Origin of the sequence: Proteus appendicitidis (genome assembly GCF_030271835.1) — a bacterium.
Classification (GTDB): domain Bacteria; phylum Pseudomonadota; class Gammaproteobacteria; order Enterobacterales; family Enterobacteriaceae; genus Proteus; species Proteus appendicitidis.
The window spans coordinates 38825-56179 of the sequence record NZ_CP127389.1 but is presented as its reverse complement, the minus strand read 5'-3'; the positions used below and the strand labels follow the sequence as shown (position 1 = coordinate 56179).

At 36.5% G+C, this 17355-nt stretch carries 17 protein-coding genes; 10 read left to right on the top strand and 7 right to left on the bottom strand.

Going from position 1 to position 17355, the window contains the following annotated elements; translation table 11 throughout:
* The first annotated feature begins 11 nt into the window (after window positions 1-11).
* From QQS39_RS00265 to trmL, 6 genes are read left to right on the top strand one after another with little or no spacing between them, the layout of a single operon-like run.
* The gene (locus QQS39_RS00265; RefSeq protein WP_285805178.1) at window positions 12-1145 is read left to right on the top strand and encodes an O-antigen ligase family protein; all 1134 of its coding nucleotides are present in this window, start codon (window positions 12-14) and stop codon (window positions 1143-1145) included.
* 20 nt (window positions 1146-1165) lie between these two features.
* On the top strand, window positions 1166-2227 hold the full coding sequence (locus QQS39_RS00260) for a glycosyltransferase family 4 protein (RefSeq protein ID WP_285805177.1): 1062 nt from the start codon (window positions 1166-1168) through the stop codon (window positions 2225-2227).
* On the top strand, window positions 2217-3284 hold the full coding sequence (locus tag QQS39_RS00255) for a hypothetical protein (protein WP_285805176.1): 1068 nt from the start codon (window positions 2217-2219) through the stop codon (window positions 3282-3284). Before QQS39_RS00260 ends, QQS39_RS00255 begins: the two co-directional genes overlap by 11 nt.
* A gap of 11 nt (window positions 3285-3295) precedes the next feature.
* The gene (locus QQS39_RS00250) at window positions 3296-4414 is read left to right on the top strand and encodes a glycosyltransferase (protein ID WP_285805175.1); all 1119 of its coding nucleotides are present in this window, start codon (window positions 3296-3298) and stop codon (window positions 4412-4414) included.
* Window positions 4415-4469: 55 nt separating this feature from the next.
* The gene (locus QQS39_RS00245) at window positions 4470-5636 is read left to right on the top strand and encodes a nucleotide sugar dehydrogenase (RefSeq protein WP_285805174.1); all 1167 of its coding nucleotides are present in this window, start codon (window positions 4470-4472) and stop codon (window positions 5634-5636) included.
* A gap of 11 nt (window positions 5637-5647) precedes the next feature.
* Window positions 5648-6151: a tRNA (uridine(34)/cytosine(34)/5-carboxymethylaminomethyluridine(34)-2'-O)-methyltransferase TrmL gene (trmL, locus tag QQS39_RS00240; protein WP_036933349.1), complete on the top strand. Its 504-nt coding sequence runs from the start codon at window positions 5648-5650 to the stop codon at window positions 6149-6151.
* Between the two features lie 74 nt (window positions 6152-6225).
* Here the strand turns inward: trmL and QQS39_RS00235 are convergent, their stop codons facing one another.
* From QQS39_RS00235 to QQS39_RS00215, 5 genes are all read right to left on the bottom strand, one after another.
* On the bottom strand, window positions 6226-6786 hold the full coding sequence (locus QQS39_RS00235; protein WP_285805173.1) for a serine acetyltransferase: 561 nt from the start codon (window positions 6784-6786) through the stop codon (window positions 6226-6228).
* Window positions 6786-7607, bottom strand: a complete 822-nt coding sequence (gene cysE / locus QQS39_RS00230) for a serine O-acetyltransferase (protein WP_036914561.1) — start codon at window positions 7605-7607, stop codon at window positions 6786-6788. The genes QQS39_RS00235 and cysE overlap by 1 nt, the downstream gene beginning before the upstream one ends.
* A gap of 93 nt (window positions 7608-7700) precedes the next feature.
* A complete protein-coding gene (gene gpsA / locus QQS39_RS00225) occupies window positions 7701-8717 on the bottom strand; it encodes an NAD(P)H-dependent glycerol-3-phosphate dehydrogenase (RefSeq protein ID WP_151436572.1) in 1017 nt (338 codons plus the stop codon).
* Entirely contained in the window at window positions 8717-9187 is a 471-nt protein-coding gene (gene secB, locus QQS39_RS00220) for a protein-export chaperone SecB (protein WP_006534205.1), read from the bottom strand. The genes gpsA and secB overlap by 1 nt, the downstream gene beginning before the upstream one ends.
* A gap of 69 nt (window positions 9188-9256) precedes the next feature.
* Window positions 9257-9694: a rhodanese-like domain-containing protein gene (locus QQS39_RS00215; protein ID WP_072070515.1), complete on the bottom strand. Its 438-nt coding sequence runs from the start codon at window positions 9692-9694 to the stop codon at window positions 9257-9259.
* Window positions 9695-10053: 359 nt separating this feature from the next.
* Here QQS39_RS00215 and rimO point away from each other — a divergent pair, with 359 nt between their 5' ends.
* The 3 genes from rimO to QQS39_RS00200 all read left to right on the top strand — a co-directional run bounded on the left by rimO (window position 10054) and on the right by QQS39_RS00200 (window position 13852).
* Window positions 10054-11382 (top strand): 30S ribosomal protein S12 methylthiotransferase RimO, encoded by a 1329-nt coding sequence (rimO, locus tag QQS39_RS00210; RefSeq protein ID WP_285805172.1) that lies wholly within the window; start codon window positions 10054-10056, stop codon window positions 11380-11382.
* Window positions 11383-11597: 215 nt separating this feature from the next.
* Complete coding sequence (gene envC / locus QQS39_RS00205) at window positions 11598-12890, top strand: murein hydrolase activator EnvC (protein ID WP_151436569.1); 1293 nt, start codon at window positions 11598-11600, stop codon at window positions 12888-12890.
* 2 nt (window positions 12891-12892) lie between these two features.
* Entirely contained in the window at window positions 12893-13852 is a 960-nt protein-coding gene (locus QQS39_RS00200; RefSeq protein WP_285805171.1) for a divergent polysaccharide deacetylase family protein, read from the top strand.
* A 51-nt stretch (window positions 13853-13903) separates the two neighbouring features.
* Here the strand turns inward: QQS39_RS00200 and tdh are convergent, their stop codons facing one another.
* Both tdh and QQS39_RS00190 read right to left on the bottom strand, forming a co-directional pair.
* Window positions 13904-14929: an L-threonine 3-dehydrogenase gene (gene tdh, locus QQS39_RS00195; RefSeq protein ID WP_151436567.1), complete on the bottom strand. Its 1026-nt coding sequence runs from the start codon at window positions 14927-14929 to the stop codon at window positions 13904-13906.
* 9 nt (window positions 14930-14938) lie between these two features.
* Complete coding sequence (locus QQS39_RS00190; RefSeq protein ID WP_285805170.1) at window positions 14939-16138, bottom strand: glycine C-acetyltransferase; 1200 nt, start codon at window positions 16136-16138, stop codon at window positions 14939-14941.
* A 270-nt stretch (window positions 16139-16408) separates the two neighbouring features.
* Between QQS39_RS00190 and rfaD the strand changes: the two genes are divergently transcribed.
* On the top strand, window positions 16409-17347 hold the full coding sequence (gene rfaD, locus QQS39_RS00185; protein ID WP_151436565.1) for an ADP-glyceromanno-heptose 6-epimerase: 939 nt from the start codon (window positions 16409-16411) through the stop codon (window positions 17345-17347).
* Window positions 17348-17355 lie beyond the last annotated feature (8 nt).

The window sequence follows — 17355 nt, the reverse complement described above, 5'->3', positions numbered from 1 at the left end:
TGGCTAATGATATGACATATCGATTTCTGTTTACAACTTACTTTTCTTTATATTTTTTTAAAATAGCAATACCTGGAGGAGCGATTTTCTACGCACTAAGCTCATTAGTTGGGCTATTATTTATTCCTTATGCATTACGTTTTAAGCTTAGTATGACAATGCTTCTAATAGTTACTATATCTTACATATTAGTTTGTGTTGGTTCTCATGATAGATATCTTGAATCTTATATTTCTCTTTATATTTTAGCTATTTCCAATATTAGTATATTCTCTTATATCTACTTTTTAGTTTTAAAAGGTGATAGATTTAAGCTAAATAAAATAAAAAATGATATAAAAAATCTTGGTTTAATCATATTTATATTAATTTTCATAATGGAACTGAAAGTTGGAGGATTAGTAAAAGTTGATTATATCAATTTATTTGGTGTCGATATTAATAGAAACTCAGTACACCCAATAGTTTTATGCTTTCTTTATATTTATTCCACCCTAACTATTTTATTAAAATCTAAAAATGAGCGATTAAAATTCAATCATGCATTCTTTATATTAGCAGTTATTATTATGATTTTATCAAATAGTAGAGCAGCTCAGGCAGCATCATTATTAGTTTTTGTATTTTATCTATTTTCTAGTTATTCATTTCAAGAGCGATATTTAATCCTCTCTCTTATAACTATTTTTGGTATGTTTTTTATCTTATTTGTAGATTTTTCCTTTTTAACAGAAAGATTAAATAAATCTGGTGAGAACAGTGGGTTAGAAAGCAGTCGATTTATTATGTGGTCTTGTTATTATAATAACTTTGAAATAAGCCAACTTATCTTTGGCCTACATGAGGCAGGAAGAGATCAATGTGCATATTTGCCTCGTGTAATTGGTAAAAACCCCCACAATTCAATTATATGGTCAGCATCTGTATATGGTTTCATTACTCTATTTATTTTATTCGCATTAATTAAAAATCTTACACGAGCGTTCTTCAAAAAAGAATATTTATATTTTATTCTTATTTTGTGCTATATATTCATAATGAATTTCGAAAGAGCATATATAGTAAGTCCGTTAGATGTTCCTCTTCTGCTATTAATATTCTTACCTTTACTGATAAAAAAACTAAAGTTATCATCATCTAACTAACCATTAGGATATTATATAAATTGAAAGTACTCCTTTTTTCTCATGAATATCCTCCTTGTATAGGTGGAGCAGGTTCTGTTGCTGAATCTATTTTTACATCATTTAAAAGAAAAAACATTAATATAACCTTGCTTACTTCTTCACGAACAAATGAAGATAAAAATAACTTTATTTTTACTGAAAGAATGAACCATAAATTATGGTTTATTAGTTATGCGTCTTGGTTAAAAAAACATATATCACAATTTGATCTCATAATTTGTAATGACCCAGCAGCAATCTATAATGCTGGAAAATATTTTCCAGAAGATATATTAGCTAAAACAGTATGTTTAATTCATGGCGAAGAGAAATATTTAAATAAAAAATATTTTATTATTAATAAACTGAAATTCTCTAATTATTTTAAAAAAGCTATAAATATGGCAAAGAAAATAATTTTTGTATCTGAGTATATTAAAGATAGATATGCTGAACTCTACAATATTGAATTAGATGATAGTAAGTATAGAATAATACATAGTGGTGTTAAAGATACCTTCTCTTGTACGAAAAATATCTTATCAAAAGAAAAAAACACATTCCTGACAGTTTCACGCTTAGAGAAAGCTAAGGGATTTGACACTATGTTACAAGCATTTTGTAAAGTGAAAGAATCAGGAATTGATTTTAAATGGTATATCGCTGGCAATGGTTCATACTATGAAGATTTTGCAAAAATAATAAAAAGATCACCTATAAATGAAAATATTGTTTTATTAGGAAAAATTGAGCGCTCTAAACTACCTGAAATATATCAAAAAGCTTATTATTATATTTCACTTTCAGAATTAAATGAATCTTATGGATTAAGTTACTTAGAAGCGGCAACCTGCGGTACAACGCCTATTGGCTATAATCGATGTGGAACAAAGGAAGCATTTAAATATATCGACAATGGCATATTAATCGATAACTTCAAAGATAAAGATAAGATTGGTGATGTTTTATGCGAAATTTTAACAATTAGCCAAACTCCTATAACCTCTTGTTCTAGAAGTGAATCAGACTTCATAGAGGAATTAATTAATAATGTCTTTTAAAATTTTATTTTTAGAGGAAGAATCTTTTTATAACGACATGTTAAATAAAAAATTTTTTCTCGATTGTGAATTATTTTTTAATGGCTGTAAATTCTATAGGAAAACTGAGAAACTAAAAGAATATGATTTAATTGTTTATACAATCTATTCATCCCCTATATATAATTATGTCATAACAAAAGCTTTAGAATTAGATATCAATACACTTCTACTTATGGATGGTATTTGTGAATTTAGTAATTTTACAAATAACAATAAGATAAGTTCATTAGGTATAGAAAATTATCATCCAATAATAGCCAATAATATTGGTGTTATTGGCAATACGGCAAAAAAATATTTCAATGAATTTAATATTAACTCAGTACATTACCTTCCACCAAGAGTTATAGATACTAGTATGAATGATAAGATTCCTCTAAGTAAAGAAAATATATTTCTAATTACAACTGCCAATACCGCGTATTACAATGAATATGAATATAATAGATTAATATCTCTATTGAAAGATATTGTTCATAGTTTAGAAAAAGATAATATAAATTTTTATTTTAGAATTTTTGATGAGAAAATTATTACTGACTTATCTATTTCTCCTGAGAGAAATCTTAATACCGGTAGTTTTCCAGAAATACTAAAAAAAATTAATTTTGTTATTACGACTCCAAGTTCAATTATGCTAACAGCTATGTATCATAACAGACCTGTTGCTATGCTACTTTATCGTGATTCACCAAATTTTATTCAAAGTGGTTGGCTTATAAGCAAAGATATTGATTATTCATCCACATTTTCATCAATGATAAGTTTTGACGAAAAAAGAATAAACTTTCAATTAAGTCAATTAGAAGATAATTTGAAACAAAACAACAATGTTCAAGATTGTTTTACTAATATAAAAAAATCGAACTTCAAGCAAATTGCTGAATTTATTAATGTTATGAATTTAAATATGTTAAATTCTAAATTTAACTTTAATATAGAATACATCATAAGAAATATTTATAGAAAATTTATTAGAGGAAGCTCTCTAGAAAAAAAACTAAAGAAAAAATAGCATAAAAAATTATGAAAAAAATAGCTCATGTTCAAGTTATACCTAAACTATCAGGTGCTCAAAAATTCTCTTTAGAGATATTTAAGAATGTTTCAAATTTTGAAAAATATATTATATGTGCAGAATTTGAAGATGAAACAGAGGAGCAAAGGAATGACTTTGTCACTCATTTTAAACAAGCAAATGTAAATATAATTTGGTGCAAAAATTTAAAAAGAAAAATTGGATTTCACGATATAAAAAGTATTATTGAATTATATAATATATTTAGAAAATATAAATTTGATGTTGTACACACAAATTCAACCAAGCCAGGTATCATTGCAAGAATTGCTGCAAAAATCGCAGGGGTAAAAAAAGTAATTCATACTGTACATGGTATTTCCTTCCATAAAGAAGTTAATATTTTTTCTAGAATAATATTTTATTTTTTAGAAATAGTAGCATTACAATTTGGTAATACCAACGTTACTGTCAATAAAAATTATTTGAAATATTATAAACTTATATTTTGGAAAAAAAGTTTATGTATTTATAACGGTTTAGATTTTAAAACATTATCTACTAATAAAAATAGAATATATAACAAAGAAAATAATGATACCAAAAATATTCTTTTTGTTGGTCGTCTTGATCAACAGAAAGATCCTTTAGGATTAATAAAAATTTTTCATGAATGCTCTTTAACTAATAACAATCTTATATTAAACATTGTAGGTGATGGTGAATTAAGAGCTGAGTGTGAAAAACTTTCAAATAAATTAAATCTAAATGAAAAAATAAATTTTTTAGGTTGGATCTCTGAACCATCTCTATTTTATAATAACGCTGATTTATTTGTATGCCCTTCTAAATTTGAAGCTTTCGGTTTTACTTTTGCAGAAGCTGCTTTTTTTGAAATACCTATAGTAGCTACTAATGTTGAAGGTATTCCAGAAGTTGTTATAAATAATAAAATGGGATATTTATATCCACCTTATAATTATAGTGATATGGCTCAAGGAGTATTAAAAATTTTAGATAATGAAGAACTCAAAAAGTCAATGAGTGAATTTGGTTTGAAACATGTAACTGATAATTTTCAGTTGGATAAATGTATAACACAATATCTAAATTTATATAATAAATAGTTTTTCCTATGATTTGTCCAATCCCATATACCTTAAATTTAAACTATATTAAACCATGAAAATCACCATCTCCGGTACCGGCTATGTCGGTCTATCTAACGGGATACTTCTTTCCCAAAACAACACAGTTGTTGCGTTAGATATCAATAAAGAAAAAGTCGAATTACTGAATAAAAAAATCTCTCCAATTTCAGATAAAGAAATTGAAGAGTTTTTAGCAACCAAAACGCTCGACTTTACGGCAACACTAGATAAAGAGTTCGCTTATAAAGATGCGGATTTTGTTATCATTGCCACGCCGACCGATTATGATCCTAAAACGAACTACTTTAACACCTCATCTGTAGAGTCTGTTATTCGTGATGTTTTAGAATATAATCCAAATACCACAATGATCATTAAATCAACGATCCCTGTTGGTTTCACCAAAGAAATGAGAGAAAAATATAATACAGATAATATTATCTTTTCTCCTGAATTCTTACGTGAAGGTCGTGCGCTTTACGATAACTTATACCCATCTCGTATTGTTATTGGCGAACAATCTGAAAGAGCACAAAAATTCGCTGACCTTTTACAACAAGGCGCATTAAAAAAAGATATCGATGTTCTTTTCACTGATTCAACAGAAGCCGAAGCGATTAAATTATTTGCCAATACATATTTAGCATTACGTGTTGCTTACTTTAATGAGCTTGATAGCTATGCAGAATCTTACGGTTTGAACTCAAAACAAATCATTGAAGGTGTCTGTTTAGATCCGCGTATTGGCAATCACTACAATAACCCATCATTCGGTTACGGTGGTTACTGCTTACCAAAAGATACTAAACAACTGTTAGCAAACTACGACTCTGTCCCTAATAATATTATTAGTGCAATCGTGGAAGCTAACCGCACACGTAAAGACTTTATTGCAGACTCTATTATTTCAAAATCGCCAAAAATCGTCGGTGTTTATCGTTTAATTATGAAATCAGGCTCTGATAATTTCCGCTCATCATCAATCCAAGGCATTATGAAACGAATTAAGGCCAAAGGAATCGAAGTGGTGATTTATGAACCTGAAATGAAAGAAGATACCTTCTTTAATTCGAGATTAGTTCGTGATTTAAATGAGTTTAAATCAATCTCTGATGTCATTATTACTAATAGAATGTCATCAGCACTAAACGATGTTGAAGAAAAAGTTTATACTCGTGACCTCTTTGGTAACGATTAAATCGATTTTTTATGCTCAATATCGTCTTATTTGAACCCGAAATTCCACCGAATACGGGTAATATTATCCGCCTGTGTGCTAACACAGGCTTTCATCTCCATTTGATCCAACCATTGGGTTTTACTTGGGATGATAAACGTCTTCGTCGTGCAGGGCTTGATTATCGTGAGTTTGCTGATATTAAACAACATCACGATTACTATGCTTTTTTAGAAAGTGAAGGTTTAAATCCTGATAATGCACAATCACCAACAGGTGCGCGTGTATTTGCTTTAACGACAAAAGGGACACCAGCACATAGTAATGTGAGCTATCAAGATGGAGATTATCTCCTGTTTGGACCTGAAACTCGTGGCTTGCCACCTTATGTATTGGATAATATGCCAACACAACAGAAAATTAGAGTTCCAATGCTTGCAGATAGCCGTAGTATGAACCTATCAAATACTGTAGCAGTTGTAGTTTTCGAGGCATGGCGTCAACTAGGTTATCCTGGTGCATTATTAAGAGACTGAAATGCAAAAAGCGCTACTCATTAATAATGAGCAAGCGCTTTTTTTTATTTAATCCAAAGATATTAAAACGTCATTTAATCTATTTCTGGTCGTTTTATTTCAGCAACAACCTTCGTAATATACCGACACCCTTCCCCTACATCTTTCAACACCAATGCATGAGCGCCAATCACGGCATTATCACCTACCACTATCTCTCCGCCAATAATCGATGAGTTACAACCAATATAAACGTTATCACCAACCCGAATATCCGCTTTGCCATCTTTCTCTTTTACACCGATTGTTACGCCTTGCATTAAAGTCACGTTTTCACCTAACTGACAGTAATTAGTCAGTACAATCCCGATAGGATGCGGTAATGAAAGACCTTTGCCTATACGTGTTCTTAGTGAGATATCGTTGCAATATTTACGATTATTGTTAGCACCAATGCGAGTGCCTAATTTTTTAAGAAAACGATGGTTAGAGAAATAAAAGAATTGGGCGACACGCCACCAAAATAGATAACGTGAGCGTTGGCAGAAAAAAACACGGTGCAAAAGCCTTATCCAACTAAAAGGCTTGTTATTACCAATATATTCAGCGTGTAAACAAGCCTTAAGTTCAGAGAGTGTGACTTCGGTTAATGCCATTAAATACCATCACCACATTCAAAACCGGGTACCACACCATTAAAGTGTTGATCCATATCGAGTGAAGGCTTGTCACTGGTCGGTTTACCCACAATGCGAGCAGGAACGCCTGCAACCGTAGTATGTGCTGGCACTTCATGTAATACCACTGATCCCGCACCAATTTTAGCACCGCGACCAATCTCAATATTACCAAGTATTTTAGCACCGGCACCAATCATCACGCCTTCGCGCACTTTAGGATGACGATCACCGCAGGTTTTACCTGTTCCCCCTAAGGTAACAGACTGTAAAATAGAAACATCATTCTCTACGATAGCCGTTTCACCAATCACAATACCTGTTGCGTGATCGAGCATAATGCCATGACCAATACGGGCAGCAGGATGAATATCAACACCAAAAGTAACTGAAATCTGGTTTTGTAGGTAAATGGCGAGTGCTTTACGATCTTGCCCCCATAACCAATGGGCTATACGGTAAGCTTGTAAGGCATGAAAACCTTTTAGATAAAGCAAAGGTGTGGAGTATTTATCAACAGCAGGATCGCGTAAACGAACAGCAGAAATATCATAAGCGGCAGATTCAATCATAGAATTATCGCTACGATATGCTTCTTCAACAATCTCACGCACAGCAATCGCAGGCATTGTCTGAGTTGCCAGCTTGTTCGCCAACATATAACTTAAAGCACTGCCTAAATTTTCATGCTTGAGTAATGTCGCATGGAAGAAACTGGCCAAAATTGGCTCGCAATCTGCCAAACATCTTGCTTCATTTTTAATATGATCCCAGACTCTTTTTAATTCTTCTAGCGACATACTCACTCTCATTCTTTTACATTGAAGCCTAAGTAAAAACTTAGGCTTCTTATGTTTGAAACAGAAATAAATAACTGACTATCTAAAATAGACTTAGAACAGATTACTGTCTATCTCATCTTTCGTTGCACGACCTAATAAAGATAATGCCGCTTCTTTGGCATCTTTATGCTGATATAAAATCTGGTAGATCTGCTCAGTGATAGGCATTTCAACACCAACTTGTTCTGCTAATGCACGAACTTCTTTGGTGTTACGATAACCTTCAACTACTTGCCCGATTTTCTCTTGGGCAGTATCAACATCAAAGCCTTGGCCTAGCATCATACCGAATCGACGATTACGAGATTGGTTATCAGTGCAGGTTAAGACTAAATCACCTAACCCTGCCATTCCCATAAACGTTGCTGCATCTGCACCTAATGCTTTTCCTAAACGACTCATTTCAGCAAGACCTCGGGTAATCAGCGCGGTACGTGCATTGGCACCAAAGCCCATACCATCAGACATACCCGCACCAATCGCAATCACGTTTTTTACCGCACCACCTAATTGCACACCGATAAAGTCAGGGTTTTTATAAACACGGAAACTTTTGCCACAATGGAAAAGCTGTTGAAGCTCTTCAGAGAACGTATTATCCGTTGATGCCACAGAAATCGCAGTAGGTAGACCTGCAGCAAGCTCTTTCGCAAAAGTAGGACCTGATAAAACTGCTAGCGGGATTTCATTACCTAATACTTCACGCGCTACATCTTGCAATAAGCGACCAGTATGTGCCTCAAGTCCTTTTGTCGCCCAAACAACACGCGCATCCTGACGTAAAAAGGGTTTGATCTGTTGTAATACATCACCAAAAACATGGCTTGGGATCACAACCAGAATATTACGGCTGGCTTCAATTGCTTTTTGCAAAGAAGCTTCCATGTATAAACTATCAGGAAAGGAAACATCGGGCAGAAACGCCTGATTACAGCGGGCTTGCTCTAACGCAGCAACATGCTTAGCATCATGACCCCAAAGTACGACGTCATGACCATTGCGCGCTAAAGTAATCGCTAAAGCGGTGCCGTATGAACCGGCACCGATAACTGTCATAGAAGCGTTCATTAAGCTTCTTCAGCCCCTTCATTAGCGGCATCAGTTTGTTGCTGTTGTAAATAGTTCATAAACAACGCATCAAAGTTAACTGGTGCTAAGTTCAGTTGTGGGAAAGTACCACGGCTAACTAAGTTAGTGATACATTCACGAGCATAAGGGAACAGAACGTTAGGGCAGTATGCACCTAAGCAATGTGCCAGTTGAGTGCCTTCGATACCTTCAACGGTAAAGATACCTGCTTGTTGAACTTCACACAGGAATGCAGTTTCGTTATCCATTGTTGCGGTTACAGTCACGCGCAGAATAACTTCATAGACGTTTTCAGCTAAAGTATTAGAAGAAGTATCCAGATCTAATTTAACTTCTGGTTGCCACTCTTTTTGGAAAACTTGTGGGGCATTAGGCGCTTCAAAAGAGATATCTTTTGTATAGATACGTTGAATTTGAAAAGTCATCTCTTGGTTTTGCTGTTCTGACATAATAATCTTACCTTTTTATATCCTTATTAATTGAATAGCAGTAAGTATAGAACTCAATCTGCCCGCTCGTTACTTTTTACCTTTAGCCAGTGGTAAATTCTCACCACTCCAGCCTGAAAGACCATCTTTTAAGATAAAGACTTTTTCAAAACCGAGTTTAGTTAGGCTTTCTGCAGGTTTTGCACCTTCAATACCTGATGGTGACACAACAATAACTGGCTGTGATTTATATTTCTCCAGCTCAGCAATATTATTATTTTTGATTTCAGAAGGCGTTAAATTGATAGAATCAATGATGTGCCCTTTACGGAACTCATCACGGCTACGGATATCAACACACACCGCATTCTCTTTGTTTATCAAAGAAATCGCTTCTGTACGGGAAATATTTTTCGTCTTAGAAAAAAGCCCTTTAAAGGTCAATACAATGACCGCCACCAGCAACGCGACCCAGACAAAACTTAACAGGGTGTGCCGGTTGAAAAATTGCATTACTTCTTGCAGCATAGGATGCAATCACTCTCGTTGGTTAAAAATAGTATCAAAGAGCCAAAGTATACCTTTGTCATGGCGCAATTACAGCCTATTCCTGCGTTTCTCTTTCTATTTTTGCGGAAAGTTTCTCAACAATCATTTTTTTTATTGACGGATTTATGTACCATTAGCGCCAGTTCCGTGAAAAATGATGAATTAAAAAGGCATTGCCTTTTTACTCTACAGGATCCCTCTTCAGGCAAGCTATTAATAAATCAGCATCCCTTATAATGGCTACTTACGTATAAAATCGCCCATTTTACGTAAGATTTATACCTGTCTGAGATACAACAACTATCTGTTATTTATTTAAAAGTATTGAGAACACGAGCATGTCGCAAACAAATCAAGTGCCTAAAATTGGATTCGTTTCATTAGGTTGTCCTAAAAATTTAGTGGACTCTGAACGTATCCTAACCGAACTGCGTACAGAAGGTTATCAAGTTGTTCCTACCTATAATGATGCTGATTTAGTCATCGTCAACACCTGTGGGTTTATTGACAGCGCAGTACAAGAATCGCTAGAAGCGATTGGTGAAGCACTCGATGAAAACGGTAAAGTCATTGTTACTGGCTGTTTAGGTGCAAAAGAGAACCAAATTCGTGAAGTCCACCCTAAAGTACTCGAAATCACAGGGCCTCATAGTTATGAGCAAGTTTTATCTCATATTCACCACTATGTGCCAAAACCTGATCACAATCCTTTTCTCAGCCTTGTTCCTGAACAGGGTGTCAAATTAACGCCTCGTCATTACGCGTATTTAAAAATCTCTGAAGGCTGTAATCACCGTTGTACTTTCTGCATTATCCCATCGATGCGAGGCGATTTAGACAGTCGTCCTATTGGTGAAGTATTAGGTGAAGCTAAAAGATTAGTTAATGCGGGCGTAAAAGAGTTACTGGTTATCTCTCAAGATACTTCTGCTTATGGTGTTGATACTAAACATCAAACGGGCTTTTGGGATGGAATGCCTGTCAAAACCAGTATGGTCAGTTTATGTGAACAACTGGCAAAATTGGGCATTTGGGTTCGCTTACATTATGTTTATCCATATCCACATGTTGATGATGTCATTCCTTTAATGGCTGAAGGCAAAATTTTGCCTTATTTGGATATTCCATTACAACATGCCAGCCCGAAAGTCTTAAAACTGATGAAACGCCCAGGTGCTGTTGAGCGTACTCTAGAGCGTGTAAAACGCTGGCGTGAAATTTGCCCTGAATTAACCTTACGTTCTACCTTTATTGTTGGTTTTCCGGGTGAAACAGAAGAAGATTTCCAAATGCTATTGGATTTCCTCACCGAAGCACGTTTAGACAGAGTTGGTTGCTTTAAATACAGCCCTGTTGATGGTGCGAAAGCAAATGAATTGGCGGATCAAGTTCCTGAAGAAGTGAAAGAAGAACGTTATCATCGCTTTATGCAATTACAGCAACAAATTTCGACCGAACGTCTGCAAGAGAAAATCGGCAAAGTGTTACTGGTGATGATTGATGAAGTGGATGAAGAAGGTGCGATTGGTCGTAGTATGGCAGATGCGCCTGAAATTGATGGTGCTGTTTACCTCAATGAGCAATTTGATGTAGAGCCGGGGCAAATCGTGCGTGTTCTTATTGAACATGCAGATGAATATGACCTTTGGGGTACTATCGTCGAATAATCTCTCTCGTGGACAGCGTGATATTCTATTGCGCTGTCACACAGAATACCTCTTTTTTCCTCTCTCCTATTATTATTGCTTTATAATCTGTTATTAATTGAATAGATTACCTATTAGGTATTATCTGAAATTTCGGCTTTATTTCGTGTTAGCTGGTCAGTTGTTTAGTGACATGAAATAATCTTACAAACTGTTATGAAAGGTACGTTGGTCAGATGGCAGAGAAAATGGATCTTCAAAAAAAAACACATCCGTCTTATCGTGTATTTTCTTTACCGTTAATCACGTTGCTTATTAGCACCGCTCTCTTTTCTGCATCCCCTGTTTTTGCTAACACATTAACGGATAACCGCAATCAGCTAAAAGATCTACAAACTACGATTGCAGAAAAAGAAAAACAGGTTCAAGAACAACAAAAACAACGTACAGCCCTTCTTAATCAATTAAAAACACAAGAAACTCAAATCTCTAGTGCGGGTCGATCTGTGCATGAAACCCAAAACCGCTTACAAACATTGGGTAAAGAGATCAAAACCATTACCGCCAATATTGCACGCTTACAAAAACAATATCAGTCTCAACAAGAATTATTAGCGCGCCAAATGGATGCAGCTTATCGTCAAGGTAAGCACCAAGGTATAGAGCTTCTATTTCGTGGTGAAGAAGGTCAGCGTGAAGAGCGTATTTTAGCGTATTACAGCTATATTAATGATGCGCGGAAAGAAACAATGGCAGAGCTTGCGCAAACCTCAAAAGAGCTTGAAGCCGAAAAAGCAGCGCAGCAAGCAAAACAAAATGAGCAAAAACAAGCTTTAACAAAACAACAGCAAGAAAAACAAAAGCTGGATAATGCCTTAGCCGCTCGACAAAAAACACTGACTCAACTTGAATCAACCTTAAAGGCTGATCAGAAAAACTTAGCGACGATGCGAGCTAACGAAGCGCAATTAAGAAATAAAATTGCGCAAGCTGAGCGTGAAGCCAAAGCACGAGCAGAACGTGAAGCCCGAGAAGCGGCACGTATTGCGGCCAAACAGCGTGAAGCCCAACAACGCGGTTCAACCTATAAACCTACCGCCGAAGAGCAGTCATTAATGTCACGTACAGGCGGTTTAGGTAAACCAGCCGGGCAAGCAATTTGGCCAATCAGAGGCTCTTTATTACACCGTTTTGGTGAGTCTATTTCTGGCTCTGGTGAATTACGTTGGAAAGGTATTGTGATACCCGCGGCACAGGGTACAGAAGTAAAAGCCATTGCTGATGGACGAGTATTATTAGCTGACTGGCTTCAAGGTTATGGTTTAGTGGTTGTGGTTGAACACGGTAAAGGTGATATGAGCCTTTATGGTTATAACCAAAGTGCTTTAGTGAATGTTGGTCAACAGGTTAAAGCTGGTCAACCTATTGCTTTAGTGGGTAACAGTGGTGGGCAAGAGCGTTCAGCACTCTATTTTGAAATCAGACGTCAAGGAAAAGCAGTGAACCCTGTTCCTTGGCTTGGGAGGTAGGTTTGAAATTACTTGGCACATTACAACGCAAGCGCTCTTTTCTACTCAGTTTAATGTTGCTAAGCCTGGTTGTGAGTACTCCCGCATTTGCAGCCAAATTAGCCATTGTGATTGATGATTTTGGTTATCGAAAAAAAGAAGATAACCAAGTTTTACAACTTCCTACAGCTGTTTCTATCGCCATTTTGCCTGATTCTCCTCATGGTAAAGAAGTGGCAACAAAAGCCCATGCACAAGGACGAGAAATTCTGATCCATATGCCAATGGCACCCATTAGCAAACAACCTCTGGAGCGCGATACCCTAAAACCGTCTATGGATCAGGCTGAAATTAACCGCATTATTCAGCATGCTATTAGTAATGTTCCTTACGCTGTCGGTATGAATAACCATATGGGTAGTGCGATGACATCCGATAGACAAGCAATGGATAGAGTCATTAAAGCCCTTAATCACTCAAACATCTATTTTTTAGATAGCGTGACTATTGGTAATACTCAAGCTGCGATTGCTGCAAAAGCTGCTGGTGTTCCCTCTTTACGCCGTCATGTTTTCTTAGATAACGTACAAACCGAAGCTGAAACTCGCCAACAGTTAGCTCGTGCGATTGCTTTAGCGCGTAAAAATGGCTCGGCAATTGCGATTGGGCACCCTCACCCTTCAACCGTTAGAGCATTACAGCAACAGTTGCCTTTATTGCCTGCGGATATTCAACTGGTTGCACCGAGTGCTCTATTAAAACCACAGACAGAAAAACCAATACAACCAGAACCACCCAAAGTCACACCACCAACAGAACAGCCACAAGAGCCAAAACCTGCGTCTTGGTTAAAACCCGCACAAGAAGCCATTATTTCGATGAAAAAAAGCACGTTGATTAATACCTTATCAAGCGGGTTTAGCTCCTCAGAAAAAAAGAAAATACCGCCTACGCCAAAGGAAATCGGCGAAGTTGAAAAATAATGCAACAAAAAAGAGCCTTTTAAGGCTCTTTTTTGGCTTAGTTGTTACCTATCACTGCCAATCTAAAATCACTTTACCTGATTGACCTGAGCGCATGATATCAAAGCCTTTTTGGAACTCATCAATTGGGAATTGATGCGTAATAATCGGAGAGAGATCAAGACCAGATTGAATAAGTGTCGCCATCTTGTACCATGTTTCGAACATCTCACGACCGTAGATACCTTTAATAAACAAGCCCTTAAAGATAACTTGTCCCCAATCAATTGCCATATCAGAAGGTGGAATACCTAAAAGCGCAATACGACCGCCATGATTCATGGTATTAAGCATGGTACGAAACGCAGGAGGTGCGCCTGACATTTCTAATCCCACATCAAAACCTTCGATCATACCCAATTCTTTCATCACATCGATTAGGTTTTCTTTGCTAACATTTACAGCTCTGGTTACTCCCATTTTTTTCGCGAGATCAAGGCGATATTCATTAACATCCGTGATCACCACATGGCGCGCACCCACATGTTTACAGATTGCCGCAGCCATAATCCCAATGGGACCAGCACCAGAAACCAGCACATCTTCACCCACTAAATCAAAAGATAACGCGGTATGAACAGCATTACCAAATGGGTCAAAAATAGCGGCTAATTCATCAGGAATATTGTCTGGGATTTTAAAGGCATTAAAGGCAGGGATAACCAGATATTCAGCAAAACAGCCTGGGCGATTTACACCCACTCCAATGGTATTACGGCATAAATGCGTACGACCACCACGACAATTACGACAATGACCACAAGTGATATGCCCTTCACCAGAAACGCGATCACCAATATTAAAACCTTTCACTTCTTGTCCTATCGCAACAATTTCGCCGATATATTCATGACCCACAACCATAGGAACAGGAATTGTTTTTTGTGACCACTCATCCCAGTTATAAATATGAACATCAGTGCCACAAATTGCTGTTTTACGAATTTTGATCATCACATCGTTATGACCAAGTTCAGGTACTGGAACATCAGTCATCCAAATACCTTCTTGTGCTTTTAATTTTGACAATGCTTTCATAGAGTAACCTTATGCAATCACATTAAGTTCTTTGCCAATTTTGATAAATGCTGCCACTGCACGCTCAATTTGTTCAGTTGTGTGTGCTGCTGACATTTGTGTACGAATACGTGCTTGCCCTTGAGGTACAACAGGATAGAAGAACCCAGTGACATAAATCCCTTCATCAAGTAAGCGTGTTGCAAACTCTTGGGCTAATTTCGCATCGCCTAACATCACCGGAATAATAGCGTGATCCGCACCAGCCAATGTAAAACCCGCTGCACTCATTTTTTCACGGAAAAGCGAAGCGTTACGCCATAAACGAGCGCGTATTTCATCACCGGTTTTCAGCATATCTAAAACAGCAATAGAAGCAGAAACAATCGCAGGCGCTAACGAGTTAGAGAATAAATAAGGACGAGAACGCTGACGTAACCACTCAACCACTTCTTTACGTGCAGCGGTATAACCACCCGATGCACCGCCTAATGCTTTACCTAAAGTGCCCGTGATAATGTCGATTCTGTCCATCACATCACAATACTCATGAGTTCCGCGACCTTGTTCACCCACAAAACCCACGGCATGCGAATCATCGACCATCACTAATGCACCGAATTCATCCGCTAAATCACAGATAGATTTGAGATCGGCAATCACACCATCCATAGAAAATACGCCATCAGTGGCGATCATAATATGGCGAGCATTCTCTGCTTTGGCTTTTTCAAGTTGTGTACGCAGTTCAGCCATATTGTTATTCGCGTAGCGATAGCGTTTTGCTTTACATAAACGTACACCATCAATAATAGAAGCATGATTTAAGGCATCAGAAATAATCGCATCTTCCGGCCCCATTAATGTTTCAAATAATCCACCATTGGCATCAAAGCAAGATGAATACAAAATGGCATCTTCCATACCTAAAAATTCAGCAATTTTATTTTCTAATACTTTATGTGAATCTTGAGTACCACAAATAAAACGCACAGACGCCATACCAAAACCATGGCTATCCATTCCTGCTTTTGCCGCTTCAATCAGTTTGGGATGATTGGCTAAACCGAGATAGTTATTAGCACAGAAGTTAATAACATGGCTTCCATCAGCAACAGCAATATCTGCGCTTTGTGAAGAAGTGATGATGCGCTCATTTTTAAAGAGGCCATCTTGACGAGTTTGTTCGAGTTGTTGATTAATTTGTTGATAGAAAGAGTGGGTAGACATACTTTCTCCTAAGACTGCAGGGCGAAAAGAGGTAACATACATTTTTGATTATAATGTAGCCGTTATTGTTTCTTATTCTATTCCTTTGTTCTATTAAAAACGACAAATGTAAATAAATAATGTTATTTATGTAATTAAGATCACTAATACACACTGTGTTTTTCGAGAATTTCAGCCTGTTATTCCGTGATGAATACTACCGTTAACGCTGTTCAGTGTTATTATAGACCTAGAGCTAATTTTTAGATTTTTATATGAAGGGGTAGCCACATGATTATCGTCACGGGCGGTGCAGGTTTTATCGGCAGCAATATTGTTAAAGCATTAAATGATGAAGGTTATACTGATATTTTAGTTGTTGATAACCTTAAAGATGGCACCAAGTTCGTGAATTTGGTCGATCTAAATATTACCGATTACATGGATAAAGAAGATTTTATTGCCAGCATTGTTGCTGGTGATGATTTTGGTGATATTGATGCGGTTTTCCATGAAGGTGCTTGCTCTTCTACCACCGAGTGGGATGGCAAATATATGATGGATAACAACTATCAATATTCTAAAGAGCTACTCCATTTTTGCCTTGAGCGTAAAATTCCTTTCTTATATGCCTCTTCTGCTGCCACTTATGGCGGTCGTACTGATAATTTTATCGAAGATAGAAAATACGAAGCACCTTTAAATGTCTACGGTTATTCAAAATTCTTATTCGATGAATATGTGCGCCAAATTTTACCTGAAGCAGATTCGATGATTTGTGGCTTCCGTTATTTTAATGTTTATGGCCCTCGTGAAGGACATAAAGGCGGTATGGCAAGTGTGGCATTCCATTTAAATAACCAAGTAAATGCTGGTCAAAATCCAAAATTATTTGAAGGCAGCGAAACCTTCCAACGTGACTTTATTTATGTCGGTGACGTGGCTGCGGTTAATTTATGGTTCTGGCGTAATAATGTATCGGGAATTTTTAACTGTGGTACAGGTCGTGCTGAATCATTCCAAGCTGTTGCTGATGCCGTTATTGCACATCATAAAGATAAAGATCTCTCTATCGAACATATTGAGTTCCCAGAAAAATTGAAAGGTCGCTATCAAGCCTTTACACAAGCAGATCTCACAAACTTACGTAAAGCAGGTTATACCGCACCATTTAAAACGGTTGCCGAAGGCGTCGAGCTTTATATGCAATGGTTAAATCAAGGTAAATAATCGCTGTT

What these genes read in the sequence shown, in the direction of transcription:
- QQS39_RS00265 (WP_285805178.1), top strand. Translation starts at nt 12, where the DNA reads ATGACATATCGATTTCTGTTTACAACTTACTTTTCTTTATATTTTTTT.
- QQS39_RS00255 (WP_285805176.1), top strand. Translation starts at nt 2,217, where the DNA reads ATGTCTTTTAAAATTTTATTTTTAGAGGAAGAATCTTTTTATAACGAC.
- QQS39_RS00250 (WP_285805175.1), top strand. Translation starts at nt 3,296, where the DNA reads ATGAAAAAAATAGCTCATGTTCAAGTTATACCTAAACTATCAGGTGCT.
- QQS39_RS00245 (WP_285805174.1), top strand. Translation starts at nt 4,470, where the DNA reads ATGAAAATCACCATCTCCGGTACCGGCTATGTCGGTCTATCTAACGGG.
- trmL (WP_036933349.1), top strand. Translation starts at nt 5,648, where the DNA reads ATGCTCAATATCGTCTTATTTGAACCCGAAATTCCACCGAATACGGGT.
- QQS39_RS00235 (WP_285805173.1), bottom strand. Translation starts at nt 6,786, where the DNA reads ATGGCATTAACCGAAGTCACACTCTCTGAACTTAAGGCTTGTTTACAC.
- cysE (WP_036914561.1), bottom strand. Translation starts at nt 7,607, where the DNA reads ATGTCGCTAGAAGAATTAAAAAGAGTCTGGGATCATATTAAAAATGAA.
- gpsA (WP_151436572.1), bottom strand. Translation starts at nt 8,717, where the DNA reads ATGAACGCTTCTATGACAGTTATCGGTGCCGGTTCATACGGCACCGCT.
- secB (WP_006534205.1), bottom strand. Translation starts at nt 9,187, where the DNA reads ATGTCAGAACAGCAAAACCAAGAGATGACTTTTCAAATTCAACGTATC.
- QQS39_RS00215 (WP_072070515.1), bottom strand. Translation starts at nt 9,694, where the DNA reads ATGCTGCAAGAAGTAATGCAATTTTTCAACCGGCACACCCTGTTAAGT.
- rimO (WP_285805172.1), top strand. Translation starts at nt 10,054, where the DNA reads ATGTCGCAAACAAATCAAGTGCCTAAAATTGGATTCGTTTCATTAGGT.
- envC (WP_151436569.1), top strand. Translation starts at nt 11,598, where the DNA reads ATGGCAGAGAAAATGGATCTTCAAAAAAAAACACATCCGTCTTATCGT.
- tdh (WP_151436567.1), bottom strand. Translation starts at nt 14,929, where the DNA reads ATGAAAGCATTGTCAAAATTAAAAGCACAAGAAGGTATTTGGATGACT.
- QQS39_RS00190 (WP_285805170.1), bottom strand. Translation starts at nt 16,138, where the DNA reads ATGTCTACCCACTCTTTCTATCAACAAATTAATCAACAACTCGAACAA.
- rfaD (WP_151436565.1), top strand. Translation starts at nt 16,409, where the DNA reads ATGATTATCGTCACGGGCGGTGCAGGTTTTATCGGCAGCAATATTGTT.